At 38.4% G+C, this 22,559-nt stretch carries 21 protein-coding genes and 1 riboswitch; of the genes, 17 read left to right on the top strand and 4 right to left on the bottom strand.

Going from position 1 to position 22,559, the window contains the following annotated elements:
* Positions 1-146: 146 nt before the first annotated feature.
* Genes hutI through ABVM49_RS10495 form a run of 5 tightly spaced genes read left to right on the top strand, consistent with a single transcriptional unit; the run spans position 147 to position 4,200 of the window.
* Positions 147-1,376 (top strand): imidazolonepropionase, encoded by a 1,230-nt coding sequence (gene hutI / locus ABVM49_RS10515; protein WP_405201831.1) that lies wholly within the window; start codon positions 147-149, stop codon positions 1,374-1,376.
* Positions 1,373-1,951 carry a hypothetical protein gene (locus ABVM49_RS10510; protein WP_375251802.1) on the top strand — a complete coding sequence of 193 codons (579 nt, stop codon included), beginning with the start codon at positions 1,373-1,375 and terminating at the stop codon, positions 1,949-1,951. Before hutI ends, ABVM49_RS10510 begins: the two co-directional genes overlap by 4 nt.
* A gap of 1 nt (position 1,952) precedes the next feature.
* Positions 1,953-2,954 carry a formimidoylglutamase gene (locus tag ABVM49_RS10505; RefSeq protein ID WP_405201830.1) on the top strand — a complete coding sequence of 334 codons (1,002 nt, stop codon included), beginning with the start codon at positions 1,953-1,955 and terminating at the stop codon, positions 2,952-2,954.
* Positions 2,935-3,402 (top strand): GNAT family N-acetyltransferase, encoded by a 468-nt coding sequence (locus tag ABVM49_RS10500; RefSeq protein ID WP_405201828.1) that lies wholly within the window; start codon positions 2,935-2,937, stop codon positions 3,400-3,402. The genes ABVM49_RS10505 and ABVM49_RS10500 overlap by 20 nt, the downstream gene beginning before the upstream one ends.
* Before the next feature lie 6 nt (positions 3,403-3,408).
* Positions 3,409-4,200: an MBL fold metallo-hydrolase gene (locus tag ABVM49_RS10495; RefSeq protein ID WP_405201827.1), complete on the top strand. Its 792-nt coding sequence runs from the start codon at positions 3,409-3,411 to the stop codon at positions 4,198-4,200.
* Positions 4,201-4,262: 62 nt separating this feature from the next.
* Here the strand turns inward: ABVM49_RS10495 and ABVM49_RS10490 are convergent, their stop codons facing one another.
* Positions 4,263-5,144, bottom strand: a complete 882-nt coding sequence (locus tag ABVM49_RS10490; RefSeq protein ID WP_405201826.1) for a hypothetical protein — start codon at positions 5,142-5,144, stop codon at positions 4,263-4,265.
* A gap of 371 nt (positions 5,145-5,515) precedes the next feature.
* On the opposite strand from ABVM49_RS10490, the gene ABVM49_RS10485 reads away from it, so the two are divergent.
* The 3 genes from ABVM49_RS10485 to ABVM49_RS10475 all read left to right on the top strand — a co-directional run bounded on the left by ABVM49_RS10485 (position 5,516) and on the right by ABVM49_RS10475 (position 9,117).
* Entirely contained in the window at positions 5,516-6,811 is a 1,296-nt protein-coding gene (locus ABVM49_RS10485) for a DUF2254 domain-containing protein (protein WP_405201823.1), read from the top strand.
* 65 nt (positions 6,812-6,876) lie between these two features.
* Positions 6,877-7,452, top strand: a complete 576-nt coding sequence (locus ABVM49_RS10480; protein WP_405201821.1) for a DsrE family protein — start codon at positions 6,877-6,879, stop codon at positions 7,450-7,452.
* 45 nt (positions 7,453-7,497) lie between these two features.
* On the top strand, positions 7,498-9,117 hold the full coding sequence (locus tag ABVM49_RS10475) for a M1 family metallopeptidase (RefSeq protein ID WP_405201820.1): 1,620 nt from the start codon (positions 7,498-7,500) through the stop codon (positions 9,115-9,117).
* Positions 9,118-9,124: 7 nt separating this feature from the next.
* Here ABVM49_RS10475 and ABVM49_RS10470 read toward each other — a convergent pair whose 3' ends face one another.
* Entirely contained in the window at positions 9,125-10,357 is a 1,233-nt protein-coding gene (locus ABVM49_RS10470) for an ABC transporter permease (protein WP_405201817.1), read from the bottom strand.
* On the opposite strand from ABVM49_RS10470, the gene ABVM49_RS10465 reads away from it, so the two are divergent.
* The 3 genes from ABVM49_RS10465 to ABVM49_RS10455 all read left to right on the top strand — a co-directional run bounded on the left by ABVM49_RS10465 (position 10,358) and on the right by ABVM49_RS10455 (position 13,804).
* Positions 10,358-11,620 carry an exo-beta-N-acetylmuramidase NamZ domain-containing protein gene (locus ABVM49_RS10465; RefSeq protein ID WP_405201816.1) on the top strand — a complete coding sequence of 421 codons (1,263 nt, stop codon included), beginning with the start codon at positions 10,358-10,360 and terminating at the stop codon, positions 11,618-11,620.
* Positions 11,613-12,263, top strand: a complete 651-nt coding sequence (locus ABVM49_RS10460) for a hypothetical protein (protein ID WP_405201814.1) — start codon at positions 11,613-11,615, stop codon at positions 12,261-12,263. The genes ABVM49_RS10465 and ABVM49_RS10460 overlap by 8 nt, the downstream gene beginning before the upstream one ends.
* 98 nt (positions 12,264-12,361) lie before the next feature.
* Positions 12,362-13,804, top strand: coding sequence for a S41 family peptidase (locus ABVM49_RS10455; RefSeq protein WP_405201813.1), 1,443 nt, complete (start codon positions 12,362-12,364; stop codon positions 13,802-13,804).
* A 60-nt stretch (positions 13,805-13,864) separates the two neighbouring features.
* Here ABVM49_RS10455 and ABVM49_RS10450 read toward each other — a convergent pair whose 3' ends face one another.
* Positions 13,865-14,935 carry a YncE family protein gene (locus tag ABVM49_RS10450; protein ID WP_405201812.1) on the bottom strand — a complete coding sequence of 357 codons (1,071 nt, stop codon included), beginning with the start codon at positions 14,933-14,935 and terminating at the stop codon, positions 13,865-13,867.
* 8 nt (positions 14,936-14,943) lie between these two features.
* Positions 14,944-16,800, bottom strand: a complete 1,857-nt coding sequence (locus ABVM49_RS10445) for a TonB-dependent receptor (RefSeq protein ID WP_405201810.1) — start codon at positions 16,798-16,800, stop codon at positions 14,944-14,946.
* A 33-nt stretch (positions 16,801-16,833) separates the two neighbouring features.
* A riboswitch (cobalamin riboswitch) is annotated at positions 16,834-17,040 on the bottom strand.
* A gap of 87 nt (positions 17,041-17,127) precedes the next feature.
* Here ABVM49_RS10445 and ABVM49_RS10440 point away from each other — a divergent pair.
* The 6 genes from ABVM49_RS10440 to ABVM49_RS10415 all read left to right on the top strand — a co-directional run bounded on the left by ABVM49_RS10440 (position 17,128) and on the right by ABVM49_RS10415 (position 22,536).
* Positions 17,128-18,306 carry an ABC transporter substrate-binding protein gene (locus tag ABVM49_RS10440; RefSeq protein WP_405201809.1) on the top strand — a complete coding sequence of 393 codons (1,179 nt, stop codon included), beginning with the start codon at positions 17,128-17,130 and terminating at the stop codon, positions 18,304-18,306.
* A 43-nt stretch (positions 18,307-18,349) separates the two neighbouring features.
* The gene (locus ABVM49_RS10435) at positions 18,350-19,324 is read left to right on the top strand and encodes an iron chelate uptake ABC transporter family permease subunit (protein ID WP_405201807.1); all 975 of its coding nucleotides are present in this window, start codon (positions 18,350-18,352) and stop codon (positions 19,322-19,324) included.
* Positions 19,324-20,118: an ABC transporter ATP-binding protein gene (locus ABVM49_RS10430; RefSeq protein WP_405201806.1), complete on the top strand. Its 795-nt coding sequence runs from the start codon at positions 19,324-19,326 to the stop codon at positions 20,116-20,118. The genes ABVM49_RS10435 and ABVM49_RS10430 overlap by 1 nt, the downstream gene beginning before the upstream one ends.
* A gap of 4 nt (positions 20,119-20,122) precedes the next feature.
* Positions 20,123-20,647, top strand: a complete 525-nt coding sequence (locus ABVM49_RS10425) for a hypothetical protein (RefSeq protein ID WP_405201804.1) — start codon at positions 20,123-20,125, stop codon at positions 20,645-20,647.
* A gap of 107 nt (positions 20,648-20,754) precedes the next feature.
* Positions 20,755-22,161 carry a DNA recombination protein RmuC gene (gene rmuC, locus ABVM49_RS10420; RefSeq protein ID WP_405201802.1) on the top strand — a complete coding sequence of 469 codons (1,407 nt, stop codon included), beginning with the start codon at positions 20,755-20,757 and terminating at the stop codon, positions 22,159-22,161.
* A gap of 6 nt (positions 22,162-22,167) precedes the next feature.
* A complete protein-coding gene (locus ABVM49_RS10415) occupies positions 22,168-22,536 on the top strand; it encodes a 6-phosphogluconate dehydrogenase (RefSeq protein ID WP_405201801.1) in 369 nt (122 codons plus the stop codon).
* Positions 22,537-22,559: the final 23 nt, after the last annotated feature.

Here is a 22,559-nt window from a genome sequence, read left to right as displayed (position 1 = left end):
TCTAAAAATACAAAAAACACCTAGAGCACCTCTCTCATTATTAAAGAATAAAATAGTGCGCTCTGGGCCAATTGCTTAGCACAGTTTTAGACATTCTCTTAAAAATGTTAATGCAATAGTCGTATAAAGTTGCTACCTTTAAAAGAATGAAATTGATTACTAATATATATCAACTTTTAGTAACTGGAGAATACGATAAACCTCTTTGTGGCAAGGAGATGGACGCTATGCCCTATATTGAGAACGCATATCTCGTAATAGATGAAGATCGCATTTATGAGTACGGTAGTATGGATGATTTACATCCCATCGCTGTAGATGAAGTTATAGACGCAACCGGTCAAATAGTATTACCTATGTGGTGTGACTCTCACACGCATCTAGTATTTGCTACAACTCGTGAAGATGAGTTTGTAGATCGCATAAAAGGCTTGAGTTATCAAGAGATTGCTGCCAGAGGTGGTGGAATTTTGAACAGCGCTCGCAAGTTACAGGCAATGAGCGAAGATGAACTTTATGAAGATGCATTAGAGCGCTTATCACAATGTATAAAAACGGGTACTGGAGCTATAGAGGTTAAAACAGGTTATGGTCTTACAGTAGCGTCAGAACTTAAGATGCTGCGCGTTATTAAAAGACTCAGTACTGCCGTAAATATCCCTGTAAAAGCAACGCTTCTGGCAGCACACGCTATACCAGAACGTCATAAACAAAATAGAGCAGCTTATATAAATGAGATTGTAAATGAGATGATACCAGCATTTACAAAAGGAGCATTAGTAGATTTTATAGACATATTTTGTGAGACAGGATATTTTACGGTGGCAGAAATGGATACCATAGTCAACGCCGGAAAGGCGCACGGCTTAAAACCTAAGGTACACGTAAACCAGTTTACAAGTATAGGTGGCATACAGAAAGCTATAGAGCTTGAAGCACTCACTGTAGATCATCTAGAAGAACTTACCGAAAAAGATATAGATGCATTAAAAACATCAAATACGATACCGGTAGCCTTACCAGGCTGTTCTTTCTTCTTAAATATACCATATACACCCGCACGCAAGATTATAGACGCAGGCCTATCTCTTGCTGTGGCAACAGACTACAATCCAGGATCATCACCTAGCAGCTCTATGAATTTTATAGTCTCACAGGCGTGCATCAACCTTAAAATGACCCCTGCAGAGGCAATTGTTGCAGCTACTATAAACGGTGCATTTGCAATGGATGTCGCAAAAGAAACTGGAAGTATTACAAAAGGAAAAAAAGCAAATTTAATAATTACTAAACCCCTACCCTCTTACAATGCAATTCCCTATCACTTTGGACAACACCAGATTGATAAGGTAATTGTAAATGGAGAAGTCTTATGATTATACCTAATTTTTCTATCGTACCGGGAAGCCCGGTAAGTGACATTTTTATTGAACACGAAGTTAAAACCTTCTACGAGGCGATACGCAAAGTGCAAAATCTACCGTACGGCAGAGTAGAAAACCCTTTGGAATTTGGAAGCATTATTACAAATGGTCGAGGTACCTGTAGTACTAAGCACGCGACACTTAAAATGCTTACAGATGAGCACGCAATTTATGGTTTACAGTTAGAACTTGCCATATATGCTATGAGTGAAGAGAACACCCCAGGTGTGGGAGCGACTCTTGATAAATATAACCTGCCATATATGCTAGAAGCTCATACCTTTTTATGCTATGATGACGAAGTATATGATTACACATTTGCACAGTCTAAAAACCTTACGTGGACAGATTCTATACTTATGCAAACCACAATAGATACAGATCAGATAGGTGAGTATAAAAAGAGCTATCACAAATCTGTACTTGCAGACTGGATAAAAAGAGATCACCTACCATACACGCTAGACGAACTCTATACTATAAGAGAAGAGTGTATTGAAGCGCTCTCAAACGCGACAACGCATTGATATGATACAGCTACACATTGCAACGGAAAGTGATATTAAATCATTCACACATCTTAGAGCTGGTGAGACCAAGTTCGGAGAAACCTTGCAACTATGTGATAGCCTAGATGACGTTGTAAATAATAATTGTACCTATGTACTTTTTGGAATTTGTGAGGATATTGGTATTCGTGCAAATTACGGTAAGCCCGGCGCAGTAAAAGCTTGGGGAAGCTTTATAAAAGCTCTAGTAAACGTTCAAGACAATCAGTTTAATAATGGTAACGATATCCTACTATTAGGTCATATAGCTGTATCTCCAGATATAGACGATATAGATAAGGAGAATCCAGAAACACTAGGTAGTATTGTAGCAAGAATAGATAGTAAAGTAGCTACCGTGGTAAACCGCATAGTAAGTGCAGGGAAAATACCTATAGTGATAGGAGGTGGTCATAATAATGCCTACGGAAATATAAAAGGTACTGCAACGGCTTTGCAAAAAGCGATAAATGTCATCAATTTTGATGCTCATACAGATTTAAGAAAAACAGATTATAGACATAGCGGTAATGGCTTTACGTATGCACTAGAAAGTGAGAACTCATATCTCAACACCTATTGTATCTTCGGGTTACATAAAAACTACACACCACAGTATATTTACAATATGATAGCTACTAGCAATCATATCACCGCTTTTGATATGGAGGATATGCTTCTCGAAATTAAACAGGTAGAAAATTTTGAAACCGCTATCTCCCAGTTAAGTGACAATACACTGGGTATTGAGATAGATGTAGATAGTATTGCAAATTTCTCAAGTAGTGCACAAACGCCCTCTGGATTTAACTTAGAGGTGATGCGTTATTTTTTAGGCCAGCTTGCAAGAAAGACTAAATGTGGTTATTTACATATTTGTGAGGCCGCTCCAACAAAGAAAAATTATCAACAAGTAGGTAAAGCATTATCTTACCTCGTTACAGACTTTATAAGAAATCATCGTGAACATTATACCCTATAACACAAAGCATAAAGACACCTTCAAACATCTTAATATAGAATGGCTAGAGACCTATTTTTATGTAGAACCTTATGACTTAGAAGTATTAAGTAAGCCAGAAACTTACATTATAAATAAAGGAGGATACATATTTTTTGCCCAGCACAATGATGAGATTGTTGGCACCGTAGCGCTTATGCCCACAGCAGTAAACGGGGTATTAGAACTTACAAAAATGGCAGTATCTCCACAGGCCAGAGGTCTGGGCATAGGTCAAAAATTAATGGAGCATTGTATCGCTTTCGCGAAAGCGGAAAACCTTTCAAAACTCATACTCTATTCAAACACCATTCTAGAAAATGCTATTCATATCTATAAAAAATGGGGTTTTATTGAGATTCCCGTAGAAGAAAATGCATCATACGAGCGAGCAAACATAAAAATGGAAAAAATAATTAATCATAAATAACCGAAAATGAAATTACACAACATCATACTATTAGCGGCTCTTACCATAAGTATTACAAGCTGTAAAGAGAACACATCAAACGAAACCAAAACAACTACAGAGGTTGCAAATGAGGAGACAACAAAGAAAAGTAACTTTGAGATTTACCCAGTATCTCACGCTACTATGGTTTTAAAATGGGATGATAATGCTATTTATATTGACCCCGTAGGAGGTCCAGAAAATTTTGACCTTTATGATGCGCCAGATCTTATCTTGATTACAGATATACACGGTGATCACTTAAACGTAAATACTGTACAAGGTATTCTAACAGAATCTACAAAGATTATTGCGCCACAAGCAGTAGTAGATAAACTTCCAGAAGATTTACAAAAAATCACAACCGTACTTAGTAATGATAATTCATTAATGAAAAATGGTTTTGACATCACTGCGATCCCTATGTACAACCTTAGAGAGGAAGCACTTAAATTTCACTCAAAAGGTAGAGGAAATGGCTATGTAATTGAAAAAGATGATAAGCGAGTTTACATCTCTGGAGATACAGAAGACATACCAGAAATGCGCAATCTAGCAGATATAGATATAGCTTTTATATGTATGAACTTGCCATACACAATGACGGTAGAGAGCGCTGCGAGCGCGGTATTAGACTTTAAGCCAGAGACCGTATTTCCTTATCATTACAGAGGGACTGAGGGTCTAAGCGACGTTTCAAAATTTAAAGAACTAGTTAATAATGGTGATAGTAGCATAAATGTTACTCAGCTAGACTGGTACCCTACAGCAGAATAAAAAAACACCGCTCTAGGATATCCATCCTAGAGCGGTGTTTTTAATATACAATATGTTCCCTCCTACTTTAGACTAAAAGACGTCTGTGCAAGAAGTGATCCTTTATCATATACATAGACATTATAAGTTCCTTCTGGAAAATCTTTTGTGGTCTTCCCTATATTTTCACATATATCTAGCGCCGTATTCTCATAATAGAACTTAGAGATTGTGCTATAAGTTACAACTGTCCCGTCAAAGGCTACTTGCTTGTTATCACCTAGGGTGTTTCCTTCTGGGTCTACAACCTGTACATAAAGTATACGGTCACCAGCTTCGGCAAGACGATTTTGTGGTACTGTATAGCACGCACGTAGCTTATCTACACGTCTATTATTTGAGTTCTCTATAAGCTTTCCAGAAGAGCGTTCTATAACACCTGTAGCACGCAGCTTGTTTGCCGCCAGTGCAGATCCTAAAGTTACACGCTCTGCTAGTGCTTGATTTTCTAGTGACAGAGAATCTCCTACACCTCTTTGTACCTCTAGCTCATACGTTGTACTGTCTACGCGCATCGCAAGCATCTGGTTACTACCGCGTAGTGAGTCATTTTGAGCAAATAAGAAATCGCGCTCGTTACGTAGTTTAAAAACCTCTGCTCTATACTTACCAAGGCTAGCAATGGTAGCATCTTTTGCATTAATATCTGCAATGAGTCCTTGTATTCTGTCACGAGCATCGTTAAGCTCTGTGTCCTTCAGATTATTTTCTTCTATAACCACATCATACTTACTTACCATCTCCTTAAGATCTGCAAGCACAACGTTTTTCTCTTTTGTAAGTTGGCTTTTGGTATCTTTTTCTTGGTTGTACAGTTTTACTGCAAAGGCCCCAGCAACGACTAAAAGTACTGCAAGAATCCCTGCAATAATCTTAATACCGTTTCCACTTTTTTCGTTGTCCATAATATTTAGTTTAATTTTATTGGTTATACGTCTAATGCAAAGAATTGGATTTTATTTTAATTGCTTCTGCTAAAATATTCTTTTTACCATACAATTAACGCCCGATATTAAAAATTGTTAAAATAACAAATACACGTAGTCCATATGCTACTTAATCTCGTAGCAAACTTCCTGATGTACAAATATATAAAGCACAGCAGCAAGGAGGTTGACATAGTTTTGATTTAAATTCTTCTATAAATCAGTTCATAAATTCATAAGGTAATTGCTGTGAGTACGCTTTCGCGAAAGCGTAAAAACAATCCTTCCTCGTTGTTAACGTAATTCTAAAAGCAATGCTATCCCAAAGTTTTTTACGGAAATTGTAGTTTATGAATAAACTGTACACAAAACTGGAGCTTTTATATAGCCGCATCACGGGTAATGTAGCTTTTTACCCCAGCCTTATTGCCTTTATGGGGCTAGCGTTAGGATTCTTTATGTCTTATGCAGAGCAACAAGGCATCTCGAAGTATCTCATAGACACTATACCGGCTCTTGTGATTAATGATGCAGATACGGCTCGTACGCTTCTTAGTACATTTATAGGAGGTATTTTTAGCCTGATGGTTTTTAGTTTTTCTATGGTTATGCTCATACTTAACCAGGCGTCTAGTAATTATTCACCACGCATATTACCTGGACTCATTGCAAATAAACGTCACCAGGTGGTACTGGGCTTTTATATTGCTGTCATCATTTACTGTATAATTATCTTACTTAGTATTGAACCAGAACAGTCTAAAACGCAACTACCAGGCTTTGCAGTACTTATAGGGATTGTATTAAGTATACACGTGCTTGCAGCTTTTATATACTTTATACACTCTATATCTCAAGCTATACAGATTAATAATATTATAGATCGCATTTACAAAGTATCACGAGATCGCATCCAGCAACTTATAGACACAGAGAGTGATCCAAAAGGAGTAGACGTTTTTAAAGACAATGATTCTTGGCAAAGCTATACTACTAAGTTCTCTGGACATCTTAATGATATTGCACTAGACTCTCTTGTAGATTTTTGTAATGAGCACTCTTGTAAAGTTTCACTTCTAGTTCCTAAAGGATCATTTGTACTTGATAGTACAAAAATAGTAAGTGTAAATAAGGATCTTGATGAGGAGGCTATTGAGGCGCTACGCTCTTGCTTTGGCTTTTCTAGATCTGAGATTGTGAAAAATAATTATATCCTAGGATTTAAACAACTTACAGAGATCGCTGTAAAAGCAATGAGCCCGGGTATAAATGATCCAGGTACGGCAATTACCTGTTTAGACTACCTTACCGAGCTATTTGTATTACGTATGCAAAAGAGAGATAACAGCTTTGTGACAGATAAAGATGGTAATGCCCTTGTATCACTACGCACTATAAACTTTGAAGAAGTTCTTTATTTCATTTTTGCATCCCTAAGGCAGTATTGCAAAGCAGACTTTATAATGCTACACAAAATGTTGCAAAGCTTGAGATATCTAAGTACATCTGATGCGTTAAAGGATGAGTATACAGAGGCTATTATCAACCAAGTACAACTCATTATAGATGATGCAAACCAATTTATTAAAAACGAGTCAGATCGTGCTATTTTAAACAAGGTGGCTAGTGAAGTGCAAACAAGCTAGATGATATTATTACCACCAGATAAGGTTTTTTGACTGGTTTTCTTTTTCTTTATACACATTACATAATGCGTGCTGCATTACTTAAAACTACATTTACTTTTATGAAAAATTTGCTTCTTATTGCTTTATGTTTCGCTTTCGCGAAAGCGTACTCACAACAACCCTCATCACAACCTGGTGAGTTTATCAAAGATTTTGGAAAAACTTTTGAAGTACCAGAACCAGATTTTAAAACCGATACTGAAGCACAATTTTATATTGTTTTTGATGTAGCAAAAGCCCCAGAAGACCCTAGTGCAAGAAATCCATACATAGAGACGATGGCTCGCTTTTTAAATATGCACGATAAAGCAGGTGTGCCCAGGGAGAATATGCACTTACGTGCAGCTATACACGGCAAGGCGGCATATGGCGTACTTACAAATGAACTTTATAAAGAAAAATATGGGGTAGATAATCCCAATATTGCACTTCTAGAAGCACTAAGCGATGCAGGGGTAGAACTTATACTCTGTGGGCAAACGGCGGGATCACGCAACATTACTTCGGCACGAAGATTGGAAATAATAGATGTAGCTCTCTCTGCAATGACCGTTTTAAGCCAGTCACAAATGAGTGGATACTCACTTATTGCATTTTAAAAAACCGCTACTAGCATACCTTACACAATAAATTAAACCAGATTAATGCGTTACCTATTTTTACTGGGCTTTATACTCACGAGCCTATCTTCATACTCTCAAAAAATAACTCGTCAAGACAGTTTACGTGGTAGCATTACACCGCAAAGAGCGTGGTGGGACCTTGTACACTACGACCTTTCTGTAGAGGTATTGCCGGAGTCAAAGACAATTATAGGGACTAATGTGATGACCTACAAAGTGCTTAATGAAGGCACTAATGAGTTACAAATAGATCTACAAGCACCTATGGAGCTTACCGCAGTAATGCAAGATGGTCACTCGCTGGATGTACGGTCAGAAGGTAATGCGCATTTTATACAACTTGAAGATCCACAGCGTGAGGGTGAGCTAAAGAAGATCTCGCTAAGTTTTGAAGGTAAACCTAGAATTGCAAAAAACCCGCCGTGGGATGGGGGTATCACCTGGAAAAAAGATAGCAACGGAAAACATTTTATTGCCAGTTCAAATCAAGGCATAGGCGCTAGTGTGTGGTGGCCTAATAGAGATCACCCGGCAGACGAGGTAGACAGTCTTGATATGCACGTTACCGTGCCTAAAGATCTCGTAGACGTGTCAAACGGAAGACTTGTGCACATAGATACAGACGCAACTACAAAAACATACCACTGGACAGTAAAAAACCCAATAAATAACTACGGTGTAAACTTAAATATAGGTGATTATGTAAACTTCTCTGAGGTTTATAAAGGAGAGAAAGGCCCTCTAGATATGAGCTACTGGGTTCTCAAGGAGGATGAGGAGAAGGCTCGAGAGCAGTTTAAACAAGCCCCTATGATGATGGAGGCTTTTGAACACTGGTTTGGTCCTTACCCGTTTTATGAGGATAGTTTTAAACTCGTGCAAGCACCTTATCTTGGGATGGAACATCAAAGTTCTGTAACCTATGGAAATAGATTTAAAAATGGGTATCTAGGTAGAGATCTTTCTGGTACGGGTGAGGGATTAAAATTTGATTTTATAATCATTCACGAGGCTGGTCACGAGTGGTTTGCAAATAACATTACGAATAAAGACGTGGCAGATATGTGGATACACGAAGGCTTTACCTCATATTCTGAAAATCTATATCTCGATTACCACTTTGGAAAAGAAAGTGCTGCAACCTATACCATAGGTACTCGTGATAAAATACGTAATGATAGACCTATGATAGGCACCTATAATGTGGATAAAGAAGGAAGTGGTGATATGTATTACAAAGGTGCAAACATACTACTTACCTTACGTACCATAGCACAAGATGATGATTTATGGCGCGCTACACTACGAGGCTTAAGCAAAGAGTTTTATCACCAAACGACAACAACAGCTGCTGTAGAAAATTATATTGCAAATGCGCTAAATCTAGATTTAACACCTTTCTTTAATCAATATCTAAGAGAAAAAGATATCCCAACATTTGAGTACAAAATCGATAAAAAAGAAATGCACTATCGATTTAATAATACCATACAAGGTTTTACAATGCCCTTACGTATTAAGATTAATGAGGAGTATATATGGATTGAACCTACAGATATATGGCAATGCTTAGAAGTACCAAAAGGTACTAGAACCGTACAAATAGATCGCAATATGTATGTAGAGATTAGAAAAATGTAAGTACAACTTACTCAAATCGTATTGCGCGTACAGGGCTAATTTTGGTTATAATATAAGATGGTATAAGTAAGATAAGTACACATATAGTAAAAACCCCAAAGTTGAGAGATAAAATATGCCATCCATTTATGAGAACAGGTGCCTCACTCACATAATACGTAGATGGGTCGAGTTTTATAAACCCAAAATACTTCTGAGCAAATAAAATTCCTAGGCCTATAAGGTTACCCCAGAAGAGTCCCAGACCTATAAGATACATCGCGTTGTAGATAAATATCTTACGTACATTCCAATCTGAGCCACCTAGAGCTTTGAGAATACCTATCATACGAGTGCGCTCAAGTACAAGTACAAGCAGTGCTACCGCAATGTTAATACCTGCTATAAGGATCATCACGACAATAATGAGCATTATATTAAAGTCAAATAACTTGATCCACTCAAAGATATTATAGTTGCGCTGTATGATAGATATGGATCTAAGCATAGAGCCAGAGTTTTCATACACTTCGTTATTAACTCGCTCTATATTATCAAAATCATCTACAAAAACCTCAAACGCTCCTACCTCGTCCTTTTCCCATTTATTTATAAAAGTAAGATGGCGGCGGTCTCCTATAATGTAAATCTTATCAAACTCTTGATAAGCGCTTTCGTAAAGACCTACAATATCAAGTGATCGTGATCTAAAGCGTGTGTTTTCTTTATTTACAAAGTGTATTACCGCTTTATCACCTACCGTAAAACCTAAACGTTTTGCAAGATAGGTACTCATTAAGATTTCATTATTGAGGTCACCTGTGAGCTCTGGCTTGCGGCCTTCTATGATGTAATCTTCTATGCGAGACCAGTCATAATCATCACCCACACCTTTGTAAACCACACCCTCAAAGGTCTCTGCAGTGCGTATCATTCCTGCCTTAGTTGTGATTGCCTGCACGTGTGTTACTTCTGGTACGGCATCAAAGTTTGGGTAAAAGTCTTGATTAATGGTAATAGGGTTTACGGTCTCCTCGCTATTATTTCCATCAAAGTTTGAGACAAGTATATCACCAGAAAAGGCAGACACCTTTTGTCGTATTTCTCTTTTTAAACCTATACCCGTTGCGATAGATATAAGCATCATCACCATACCTATTGCGATTGCTGCAATGGCAATTTTAATTATCGTACTGGAAGCACTACTTTTATACGATGTCCCGCCATTTAGGCGTTTGGCTATAAAATACTCTAGATTCAAATGCGTCTCATTTTATTCAAAAATACCCTTTTTTTAACGCTCACACTCTTAATTTCTTGTGCAAATACGGGTGGAGATAAGACCGCTTTCGCGAAAGCGGAATCAAAACAACCCACAACAAGTAACGTAGTAGTCATAGATTCTAGCATTACTGTGGGTGCAAATAGAACAGAGCTGTACCTCCCATTACTAGCAAATAAAAATGTGGGAGTAGTTACAAACAAAAGTGGACTCATCTTTACCGAGACGTCGCATACAGAAGCGCAAAGCACTCACCTAGTAGACTCCTTACTAAGTATGGGAGTTACGATAAAGAAGGTTTTCTCGCCAGAGCACGGCTTTAGAGGAAATATAGATGCCGGCGAAAAAGTAAAGGACGGTAAGGACCCAAAAACGGGCCTCAATATTATCTCTCTTTACGGAAAGAATAAAAAACCCACAGTACAACAATTAGAAGGGGTTGATGTCTTACTCTTTGACATACAAGATGTGGGCGTGCGTTTTTACACCTACATATCTACCCTCACCTATGTTATGGAAGCAGCTGCCGAAAGTGGGATTCCTGTCATAGTGCTAGACAGACCTAATCCTAATGCACATTACATAGACGGTCCTACACTAGAAAAAGAACACACTAGCTTTTTAGGAATGCACGAGATACCACTTGTGTATGGTATGACGATAGGCGAATATGCAAAAATGGTAAATGGAGAAGGCTGGCTAAAAGATAAAATCACAGTAGATCTTACGGTAATACCGCTTGAAAACTGGTCATACCAGAAAAAGTATGCACTCCCTACAAGACCATCGCCTAATTTGCCTAATGATAAGAGTATCAATTTATATCCTAGCTTAGGCTTTTTTGAAGGAACTACGGTAAATGCTGGTCGCGGGACAGAGATGCAGTTTCAAATCTTTGGCGCACCAGATTTTCCTAAAGAGCACTTTTCATTTTTATACACGCCACAACCTAATTTTGGATCAAAATCACCAAAACATAAGGGAGTCACCTGTAACGGTAAAGACCTACGTGATGAGGCCTATATGAACACGGTAAATCTTGAATGGCTCATAGAAGCCTATGCTGCAAGTAGTAAGAAGGATACCTTCTTTAAAACAGCCAGTTTTACACTTCACGCAGGTTCAACACAATTACAGCAAGACATTGAGGCGGGTTACACCTTTAAAGAGATTAAAAGAAAATGGTTGCCAGGTATAGAACGATTCAAAAAGATACGCTCAAAATATCTAATGTATGAGTAGGGATGCGTTTTTGCTTTCGCTTAAAGCGAAAATAGAAACCCTATTTACCACCTATACAAAGTTACTTCATACACAAGAACAGCAAGACATTATGCGTAATGGCTTTGTATTCTCTAAGATAGATCCTACGGCAAACGTGCTAGTTATGGGTATAAATCCATCGTTACGCACAGATTTTATAAGTGACGATATGTGTAACTATGATTATAGTAAATTGCAAAGGGATAGGTACTTTAAAAAATTTCATCACTTACTATCAGCTCTTGAACCAAAAGGAATTACTTATTGCGATTTATTTTATCAACGACATACGGAGCAAAAACAAATAGCACACTTTCTTAACGACGAGGTGGGTAAACAGTTTCTCAGAGATCAACTTGAGATTACTAAGGAGGTCATTACCTATGTTGCTCCTAAGCTTATCTTACTTTTTAATAGACAAGGCGCTCAGTTTTTTTCTTCTGAGTGGATGGATATTAGCCTAGATTTTGATAAAAAACTGTCTACATATAACAAACTTGCTTATAGCCACAGGCTTGAATCCTATATTTACTTTGCCCCTTTTTTAGGGTATAGAACACCAAAAACCGCGTTTGAGCAATTAGATCAAGATTTGCTGTTGTTAGCAAAGCTTGTTAATTAATCTCAAAACTTTAAAGCAGACAATGTAATTGTAGTGACTTTTTTACGTTTAACTATATTTGATACTAGATTACGATATACTCCCTTAATATTAATCCTATGAAAAAGATTACCCTACTCCTACTCGTCTTTACAATGCTCTTTTTTTCTTGTAATGATGATCTTGATGATACTATAAGACCAGCAACTACAGTAGAGCTGTCTGACTTTGTTTACAGAGGTCTCAATTACTGGTCATTATATAAAGACCAAGTGCCAGAGCTAGCAAATGATTTTTTTAGTAATGATGGAGAAAAATTTGACTACTTATCACAGTTTGCTTCTGTAGAGGATGCTTTTGATGCTCTTACGGCGCCTGTAGACCGTTTTAGCATATTACGAGATGATTATACAGAATTAGAAAACTCGCTAGCGGGAATTCGCACCGCTTCTGGTATGAATATCTCCCTGCTTATTATGCCTAATGATCCTACTAGAGCCTTTGGTATTGTGAGATATGTGGTAAATGATAGTCCAGCAGCTATTGCGGGTGTCCAGCGAGGTATGATTTTTACACTTGTAGACGGGCAACCATTACAAGATGCGACTGGACAACCTATAGATGGTAACACAAGTTTTTCTAGCTTTTTTAGTCCAGAAAGCTATACCATAAGTACAGCAACCTTTAACGGTACAGACTTTGACCTTACGGGAGAAGAAATCGTTATAAATAAAATACAGCTCATTATAAACCCTTTACATACCGTAAATGTTTTAAGTGTAGGTGGTAATGAGATAGGATACTTACATTATACCGGTTTTACAAATGAGTTTGATAGTGATCTTAATAATGCTTTTGCAGAGTTTCAGGCAGCTGGCATTACAGATCTTGTGCTTGATTTACGCTATAATGGTGGTGGCTCTATAGAGACGGCAAACGACCTCTCATCTATGATTACTGGTCAGTTTGAGGGACAAACATTTATCACTCAAGAGTATAACTCAGATCGCAATCCAGAGAATCAATTTACACGCACTTTTAATAATAATCTAGGAAGTGGCGATGATGGGGCAACTATAAACAGCTTAGGACTTTCTAGAGTATTCATACTCACTACAGGAAGAACCGCAAGTGCCAGCGAACTTATACTAAGTGGTCTAGATCCATACATTGAGATTATACAGATAGGTACAAACACCGTAGGAAAATTTGAAGGATCCTTCTTATTATATGATGCGCCAACTCCAGGTTTTAGAAGATCTGAGGCAAACCCAAATCACAGATACGTAATGCTACCGCTTGTACTTAAGTCTGTAAATGCAAATGGTCTTACAGACTATTTTGACGGTTTTACACCAGATATTGAAATAGCCGAAGATTTTACAAACTATGGCCAGCTAGGTGAGCAAGGCGAGCCACTTCTAGACGCAGCCATAGATGTTATTCTTAACGGAAGAAGCAACGCACAATATAACACGACGATACAACCCTCATATTATGACACAGAGCAACAAGACCCGCTCTACCAGCGTATGATAGTTGATCAACTTGATATAGACTAGCACAAAAAAAAGGGGTGACAGATTATGTCACCCCTTTTTAATTAACTATTAGAGAATAACCTAGTTAATCTCGTAAACGTTACCTGGTACTATACCTACATTAAGCGTATTTAACAAAGTACCCGTAGTAGTATCATAAAGCTCTACAGTACCATTACTAGCAAAGTCTGCAGCGTTACATCCAGCTAGTGTACCGTCGCTGAGTATGGTCATATTATAGAAAAATGATCCAGATATAATTGCAGTACTAGCCGCAGTAAAATCTACTATTGTTGTTTTATAAACTGCTCCACCTAGATAATAAAAAACATCATCACCTACTACATTTAAGAAGCTAGGGTGTTCGGTATCTGTAAATAAAACTGTTTCTACAGCAGTATTTGTATCTGTATCTATAATAGTAAATTGTCCTCCCGTCTCATTACCTGTAAATGCTGGAGCACCACTAGCTAGAACTACAAGACGTCCCGCTGTGTCAAACTGTAGTGAGTTAGGTACATCACCAACCTCTATTGTAGTAACAACATTTTCTTGCTCACTAGAGATTACAGATACAATGTTATTTACTCCAAAACCTCCTTTGTGTGCTACATAAATAGCATCTCCTTTTGCTACGATTTGATCTGGCCCTTCTGCAACAGGAATTGTACTTACTATCTCATTTGTATTTAAATCTAAAACAGCCACATAATCATCTGTAGCTACAGCTGGATCTCCCCAGTTAGTCACATAACCGTTATCCCCTATTATTACCATATTACGTGGGTTATTAAGTCCTTCTGTAATCTGGATTATTTCTTCAAAGGTATCCTTTTCTACTACCGTGATACGTGAGCTTACGTTTGTAACTACATAAACATTATCATCTGACATCGTTAGTGATTGCACGATGTTACCCAGGTTATCATCATTTACAGCTTGATAGATAGATGGTGACACCGTAGTAAGGTTTTCATCTATATGATCTACTGTTCCAAAACCATTTGAAAAAGGTCCTTCATTTGTTACTAAAAATCCAGTAGCATATGGTCCTTCAACCTCTGGGGTAACTGGTATAAAAATATCATCATCTGTATTACAAGAAAATAATAAGAGTGTTGCAATACAAAATGTGTAAAAAGAATGTTTCATAAGTGTTTTTAAAAAGTAATTGTTGTTTGTAATAAAAAGTTTCTTCCAGGGTTAGGTCTAAAAGCAACCGTCTGGTAGTTCGTATTAAATAAGTTATTGACTCTCGCCATTACTTGAAGCTTAGTTCCTTGCTTGTGTAAGATGTCATAGCTTGTCCCTATGTGAGCAATCGCATAGCCGTCTACCTGCGCCGTATTATCTGTAGTTGTAAAAACACGATCTACAAAGGTAGTTTGCACATAACTACTCAGCCTGCCATAGTTATGCGCGATACCTAGTATCGCTTTATGAGCTGGTACATAGATAAGTTGTTTGCCTCTGGCAACATCATCGGCCTGTGTATAGGCATACTGAGCAGTGGTTGTAACTTTATGGCTACCCATAATAGCCGTATAATCAAGTGCTCCCTCTATACCATAATGCTCAGAGTCTGCAATGTTTATAGGTGACCAGATACCGCTAAGATTAGGCTGCCATTGTATCAAATCATCTGTGTTTATGTAAAACCCTCTCAGTCCTAAAGTGAGGTTTTTACGTGTTCTTTTTAAGCCTATCTCGGCTTGTACGCTTGTTTCAGGTTTCAAATCTGGGTTACCTACAGCACCTGGCCCAGACCAGTACGCATCGTTAAAAGTGGGAATTCTATAATTTTTTGATGCGTTAAATGTGAATGTATACGCTTTCGCGAAAGCGTAATCAAAACCAGCTCCCAAAAGAAATGGGCTATCAAAACCTTCTACCAGCTCTTGTCTAGCCTGAATCTCATAGGTAAATTGATTAGTAAGTTGCTGTTTCCACAAGGCGACAACAGATCCTTGATTTCTAGTAGTCGAAACGATAGACGCACCAGCTGCCGAAATATGGTTCACCTCACCTATTACGGTAAGTTCCTTTTTGCGATCCAGCTTATAAGTTGCCTCGTAGTTTGCCAGGTAGCGTATAGATTTACCTAGATCATTATCGTCAGTTTGGTTATTTGCAAAATATCTAAACTGTTCAAAAATATGAGCCGCACGTAACTTGCCATTAAATCTTGTACTCAGGTTTTCCCATATGGCGAGTGTTCTTGTATTTCTGTCTTCATACCCATCATTAGACGGTGCCGTGAGCGTGCCAGAAAAGTTGCGATTACCTACATAGGTATTGTGGTGCAGTTTTAATAAATGTGTACGATCACCCTTATTTTTAAGGAGGTAACCCATATTAAAAATGGCGTTAAGATTATCATATTGACCATTTTCATTAAACTGATTATCTGTATTGAGATAGTCAAAATCATTTTCAGAACGTTGATAATCTAGCCCGGCATCTATGTAAAAATTAGTGTTTGAAAATTTCGTTTTGGCCGTTGCGATTTGAGTATCAAAACTTCCGTAACCTGCGGTTACTCTCGTACTCAGTCCCTTATTAAATCTAATATCATTACCTAGATGGACACTACCACCTACTGCTCCAGAGCCATATATAATGCTCCCGCCGCCCGCTCTCACATCGAGCTGATCATAATTTTTTGACGATAAGGTATTAAAATCAGACTGGCCAGTGAGCTGGCTATTTATGTTTATACCGTTCCACACGACGGCTGTCTGTGCCGCGTTAGTCCCTCTAAAAGAGGCAGAGGCTACACCGCCTGGCCCATTTTCTCTAAAGTATATGGTGCTATTTGCTCGCAACACCTCGGTGAGAGCCGTGCGCGATCGCTGTATGGTGCTATCACTTATCTTCTCAAGAGTTATACCTACACTGTGGCTTTTCAACTTTGAGTCACTAAGTATCACTTCAGGTAAAACTTGAAGTGTATCTATTTGTGCGGCAGTTGTAAGTGCGCATAGCACGACAACAATAAAAAGGAATCTATGTTTCATCTATCTACCAACTTTTTACCCGAAAGTTGCTTGATTTTAATTATGAATAGAGGCAGGTCTCCTGGCTTGCTTTTGTTACACCTTCCCATCATAACACCTTATGACAGTGGCTTTGTAGTAGTAACAAACCCTTTATGGGCTTAGCTTACAGTTGCGGGAACAGCTTCCGATTTATACGGAATTCCCTTTTAATTTTCTGCACCCGTGTGATGCATCAAAACCAAAATTCGTCGCAAATATACATAACATTATTACCATACCTAGCAGTAAATCAAAAAGAAGAAAGCCCTCTTGCGGCATTGGCTATTTTAATACTACTTTTGGCAAATGAAGCACTTACACCTTTTAGTCTGCCTTATATTTCTAGTAACAGCTTGTAAAAATGAACCAGAAGTCACGACTGTTACTCCCACAATGAGTGCATCACAAGCAGTAACCTATGCAGATGGTTTTACCATTACAAAGTATGAAAACTACTCATTGCTAACGGTTACAGAAGCATTCCCAAATGCAGACAAAACCTTTACCTACGCCCTTGTGCCAGAAGGAGGATTGCAAGCTTCTATAGAAGAAGAAAACAGTAAAAGCCTCACCGAGTTACTTACTAATCGAGGTATAGATGCCATTATAAAAACACCTATAAAAAATGTAGTCGTTACCTCTACTACGCACATCCCCTCGTTAGAAATGCTTGGGGTTATCGAAACTTTAAAAGGTTTTCCTAATCTTGATTATGTGTCGAGTCCGCTTTCGCGAAAGCGTATTGAAAACGATCTCATTACAGAGCTAGGTCAAAACGAATCGCTTAACACAGAACTTGCAATAAATCTCAATCCAGATGCGGTTATCACCTTTGGTGTAGAAGGAGAAAACAAATCTGTAAACACGCTACAACGTGCAGGAATCCCAGTGCTTTACAACGGCGACTGGGTAGAAAAAGAACCGCTAGGCAAAGCAGAGTGGATCAAATTCTTTGGCGCTCTGTACGGCAAAGAAAAAGAGGCAGATAGCATTTTTACAACCATAAAAAATCAATATCTAGCCACTAAGAAACAACTTGCATCTGTAACGTCAAGTCCTACTATTTTAAGTGGTGCGATGTATAAAGATGTGTGGTATTTACCTAAGGGTGATAGCTGGCAGGCTAAAGTTCTAGAAGATGCCGGAGGCTCATACCTATGGGCAGATACCGAGGGAGTGGGAAGTATTGCACTGAGTATAGAATCTGTGCTGGAAAAAGGGCAGCAAGCAGACTTCTGGATTGCACCTGGACAGTATACATCATATTCAAAATTACTAAGTGACAACCCTGCCTACGGACAGTTTGATGCATTTAAGAACAAGAAGGTCTATACCTTTGCAAAGAGTAAGGGAGCAACGGGTGGTTTATTATATTATGAACTTGCGCCTAACAGGCCAGACCTTGTCTTAAGAGATCTTACCAAAATCTTACACCCAGAGCTTATTACAGAAGAATTTACATTTTTTGCACCGCTAGATGAGTAATAAAAGTTACATTATACCCTTTTGCATATTAGTTTTCATACTAATGCTGTGCTTTATTGTAAACATAAGTTTAGGCTCCGTAAACATTCCTTTTACAGAGGTTATCTCTGGATTACTGGGTGGTGATGTGTCAAAAACATCTTGGTTATATATTATCGTAGATTATAGATTACCTAAGGCTATTACAGCAATTATTGCGGGGGCAGGCCTTGCGGTTTCTGGCTTGTTAATGCAAACGCTTTTTCGTAATCCGCTGGCGGGTCCATTTGTATTAGGTATAAGTAGTGGTGCCAGTCTAGGCGTCGCTTTATACATCTTAGGAGGCACGGCACTGGGGCTATCTTCTACCCTATTATCTGGTAAATGGGGGCTCATCGTATCGGCTAGTGTAGGAAGTTTTTTAGTCTTACTTATGGTGCTAGGTGTAGCTACGCGTATAAAAGATACAATGGCGCTCCTTATCATAGGTTTAATGGTAGGAAGCCTTACGAGTGCCGTAGTAAGTGTGCTAGCATATTTTAGTAAAGCAGAAGAGTTACAACGGTTTGTTTTTTGGTCCTTTGGGAGTCTTGGTGACGTCTCGTGGCGTGGTGTGGGAATCCTTTCTGTTTGTTTTGTCATTGGGATTATGGGCGCTGTTTTTTGTCTCAAATCACTTAACAGCCTTCTCTTAGGAGATGCATATGCACGTACGATAGGTACAAAATTTAGTCAGTCACGTCTACTCATTATTATAGCGACAAGTTTACTAGCGGGTAGTATCACTGCTTTTGCAGGTCCCATTGCTTTTATAGGGCTTGCAGTACCACATTTAGTACGCCAGCTTATACCTACGGCAAATCATCGCATACTATTACCAGCCGTTATTATAGGAGGGGCAATCCTTATGCTGGTTTGTGATACAATAGCACAGGTGCCGTATAGTGAGTACACGTTACCTATAAACGCTATCTCTGCAATGGTGGGTGCTCCTGTCGTGATATGGTTATTAGTTCGTAAAAAGAAACTTCTTTTTTAATGCAGGCTATAAACAATCATATCACCCTCCGCACAAAAGATCTGGTTATAGGCTATAACAATAATCGTGAAGAAACACCTATTGCAAAAAATCTCAATATAGATTGTAAAAAAGGAGAACTCATTGCGCTAGTAGGGATAAACGGGGCTGGTAAATCTACATTGCTTAGAACGCTCACTGGACTTCAAGAGCCGCTTGCTGGTGCTGTCTATATTAATGATAAAGAGATTGCCAAAGTAACTCCAGCATCACTCGCACAGCAACTTAGTGTTGTATTGACTAATCAAGCCATTTCAAAAAATCTTACGGTAGCAGAGCTAGTAGCACTGGGCAGACAGCCTTATACAAACTGGCTAGGCACGCTCACAGAGGTAGATAAGGATATTATAATAACAGCTTTAAAACGTACCGAAACCTACGTACTCAAAGACAAGAAGTGTTACGAGCTTAGTGACGGGCAACTGCAGCGTGTCCTCATAGCAAGGGCACTTGCACAAGACACACCTATAATTATGCTAGATGAACCTATGACACATCTAGACCTACATCACAAAGCCTCTATATTAAACCTGCTAGCTAGAATCGTAACAGATGAGCGTAAAACCATCATTTTCAGTACACACGAGATAGATTATGCACTTACCCGTTGTGATAAAATGATTGTGATGAAAGAGCGACAAGCCCTATACGACACTCCAGAAGCACTTATTGCTCAGGGAGTTTTTGATATACTCTTTCCTTCTCACAATGTGGGGTTTGACCGTAAAAACCGTATCTTTTTTCTCAAAAAGTAAGACGATGCGTTTTCTTCAATTATTTCTAGTAGCTATGGTGCTCGCTAGCTGTTCTGCACACTCTATTAAGGGTGAAGAAGAGCGCTTTCGCGAAAGCGTAAAAACATCCATCCCTCCCACTACAGAGGCAGTTTATAAGATTATAGATACCTCAAAAATTTATAAGCTCGTAGCGAGTTATTATAAATATGATAGCAATCAAACCAATGTAGTAGCCGAATATAATTACAAGAAATACCTGAAATTTTACAAAGATGGAAAGCTAGCGGTTTTTGATGATTTTGACCTCACAAGCATTGATACGCTTAAAGCGAAAGTAACCGACCACGGTTATTACGATTATACATACAACACCTTATATACAAGGCATCACCTCACAAATAAGAGTGGAAAACAATTTTACAACCCACAAGTGCACGAGCCGAATGGTGACACCTTATCACTCTACTCTCAAAGCACAAAAAGTATATGTCATTACGTAGCCATAGCTATTCCGGCAAACGTGGTTGTTGCCGAGGCTGAGTGGTAGTGAGTTTTGAAAACTTTGTACAATTTTGAATACCCTCCACTCACAATTTACTCCTAACATCATCTTTTAAAATACGTATTGCACGATCTTCTTTATATCTTTACCGTATGAATGATACTTTATTACTTTTTCTTATTGCTTTCATATGCTTAGTGGGCGGTACGCTCTTAGGGATATTTATCTCAAATCTTAAAAAGAAGGGAGAACTTAGCGGTTTACAAGAGCGCTTGCGTCAAGAAGAACTTAAGCTAGAAGAGGCTAGAAATACAAGCCTTAAAGTAGAGACACAAATGCAGCAACTTCGTTCAGAAAACAATGAGCAACTCCAACAACTACGAGCAGATAGTGAGAAACAACTTAGCTACCTGAGAGAAGAAAAAGATCAGTTTCAAAACGAACTTACCGCTCGTAACGTAGCCTTTGAAGGCTTACAAAAAAGGATGGAAGAAAAAACGGCTGAGCTAGAACAGCTGCAAGAGAAGTTTACCAAAGATTTTGAGCTCATCGCTAGTAAAATTCTTGATGAAAAGTCTAATAAGTTCACTTTACAGAACAAACAAAACCTTGATATCATCTTAAAACCGCTTCAAGAAAAAATTCAAAACTTTGAGAAGCGCGTAGAAGAAACTAATAAAGAGGCAATAGATAGAACCTCTGCCCTTAGAGAGCAAATAAAAGGTCTTACGGCGCTTAATGAGCAAATGACAAAAGAAGCCAGTAACCTTACCAAAGCGCTCAAAGGAGATAGTAAGATGCAGGGTAACTGGGGCGAACTTGTACTAGAGCGTGTGCTAGAAAAATCTGGGCTTGAAAAAGACCGCGAGTATTTTATACAACAAAGCTTTACTACAGAAGAGGGTAAACGTGTACTTCCAGATGTGGTGATACACTTACCGGCAAATAAAAAGATGATTGTAGATAGTAAAGTATCCCTACGTGCCTATGAGCGTTTTGTAAATGAAGAAGACCCACACCTTAGAGATGCGCACTTAAAGCAGCACGTAAATGATTTAAAGCGACACGTACAACAGCTTAGTGATAAAAACTATCAAGATATCTACCAGATAGAAAGCCCAGACTTTGTACTGCTATTTATACCTATCGAGCCAGCTTTTGCCATTGCCATAAATGCCGAAAATGAACTCTATAATAAAGCTTTTGAGCAAAATATTGTTATCGTTACACCTTCTACCCTACTTGCCACACTGCGCACTATAGACTCAATGTGGAATAATGAGAAGCAACAACAAAATGCGCTAGAAATCGCAAAACAGGCTGGAGGTCTTTATGATAAATTTCACGGGCTAGTAACAGATCTTACGGCCGTAGGTAAAAAGATGGATGATGCAAAAAGCGGGTACTCTGCCGCTATGAATAAACTTGTAGAAGGTAATGGCAACCTAATCACAAGAGTAGAACGCCTTAAAAAAATGGGAGCCAAAGCAAAAAAAGCACTTCCAGAAGCTATCATTAAGCGTGCAAATGCAGATGATGACCTAACTTTACTAGACTAAATAATTATGAAAAAAATACTATTTGTAGTTCTTACTACCATCTTTTTACTGGCAGCTGCTTGGTTTGCCTTCATTTACTACGTCCCTTACAGTAAAGGAACACGCGCCGGCGAACTCATAAAATTCTCTAGCAAAGGAGTGATTTTTAAAACTTGGGAAGGTGAGATAAGCCAGGGTATAAGTGGAGCACAAATCTTTAGCTTTTCGGTATTAGATCAAGAAGAGGAAGCTATTGAGGCGCTTAATAAATATCAAGGTCAATATGTAAAGGTTGAGTATATAGAGCGCTTTGGGACCTTCTCTTTCTGGGGAGATACTAAGTACTTTATTACAAAGGTAGTACCAGAGCAATCACCACACTTTAATAGACAATAGGGAGATTAAGAGTGTTTATTACG

This window comes from Dokdonia sp. LLG6352-1, assembly GCF_045055815.1.
GTDB lineage: Bacteria > Bacteroidota > Bacteroidia > Flavobacteriales > Flavobacteriaceae > Dokdonia > Dokdonia donghaensis.
The sequence above is the reverse complement of the archived record's forward strand: the minus strand, read 5'-3'. Positions and strand labels throughout refer to the sequence as shown.

Excerpts from the sequence above, each read along its gene's own strand:
- ABVM49_RS10460 (WP_405201814.1), top strand. The coding sequence starts at position 11,613 with ATGAGTAGGGATGCGTTTTTGCTTTCGCTTAAAGCGAAAATAGAAACC.
- ABVM49_RS10455 (WP_405201813.1), top strand. The coding sequence starts at position 12,362 with ATGAAAAAGATTACCCTACTCCTACTCGTCTTTACAATGCTCTTTTTT.
- ABVM49_RS10480 (WP_405201821.1), top strand. The coding sequence starts at position 6,877 with ATGCGTGCTGCATTACTTAAAACTACATTTACTTTTATGAAAAATTTG.
- ABVM49_RS10485 (WP_405201823.1), top strand. The coding sequence starts at position 5,516 with ATGAATAAACTGTACACAAAACTGGAGCTTTTATATAGCCGCATCACG.
- ABVM49_RS10490 (WP_405201826.1), bottom strand. The coding sequence starts at position 5,144 with ATGGACAACGAAAAAAGTGGAAACGGTATTAAGATTATTGCAGGGATT.
- ABVM49_RS10475 (WP_405201820.1), top strand. The coding sequence starts at position 7,498 with ATGCGTTACCTATTTTTACTGGGCTTTATACTCACGAGCCTATCTTCA.
- ABVM49_RS10510 (WP_375251802.1), top strand. The coding sequence starts at position 1,373 with ATGATTATACCTAATTTTTCTATCGTACCGGGAAGCCCGGTAAGTGAC.
- ABVM49_RS10445 (WP_405201810.1), bottom strand. The coding sequence starts at position 16,800 with ATGAAACATAGATTCCTTTTTATTGTTGTCGTGCTATGCGCACTTACA.
- rmuC (WP_405201802.1), top strand. The coding sequence starts at position 20,755 with ATGAATGATACTTTATTACTTTTTCTTATTGCTTTCATATGCTTAGTG.
- ABVM49_RS10425 (WP_405201804.1), top strand. The coding sequence starts at position 20,123 with ATGCGTTTTCTTCAATTATTTCTAGTAGCTATGGTGCTCGCTAGCTGT.
- ABVM49_RS10505 (WP_405201830.1), top strand. The coding sequence starts at position 1,953 with ATGATACAGCTACACATTGCAACGGAAAGTGATATTAAATCATTCACA.
- ABVM49_RS10430 (WP_405201806.1), top strand. The coding sequence starts at position 19,324 with ATGCAGGCTATAAACAATCATATCACCCTCCGCACAAAAGATCTGGTT.
- ABVM49_RS10435 (WP_405201807.1), top strand. The coding sequence starts at position 18,350 with ATGCTGTGCTTTATTGTAAACATAAGTTTAGGCTCCGTAAACATTCCT.
- ABVM49_RS10450 (WP_405201812.1), bottom strand. The coding sequence starts at position 14,935 with ATGAAACATTCTTTTTACACATTTTGTATTGCAACACTCTTATTATTT.
- ABVM49_RS10495 (WP_405201827.1), top strand. The coding sequence starts at position 3,409 with ATGAAATTACACAACATCATACTATTAGCGGCTCTTACCATAAGTATT.
- hutI (WP_405201831.1), top strand. The coding sequence starts at position 147 with ATGAAATTGATTACTAATATATATCAACTTTTAGTAACTGGAGAATAC.
- ABVM49_RS10440 (WP_405201809.1), top strand. The coding sequence starts at position 17,128 with ATGAAGCACTTACACCTTTTAGTCTGCCTTATATTTCTAGTAACAGCT.
- ABVM49_RS10415 (WP_405201801.1), top strand. The coding sequence starts at position 22,168 with ATGAAAAAAATACTATTTGTAGTTCTTACTACCATCTTTTTACTGGCA.
- ABVM49_RS10465 (WP_405201816.1), top strand. The coding sequence starts at position 10,358 with ATGCGTCTCATTTTATTCAAAAATACCCTTTTTTTAACGCTCACACTC.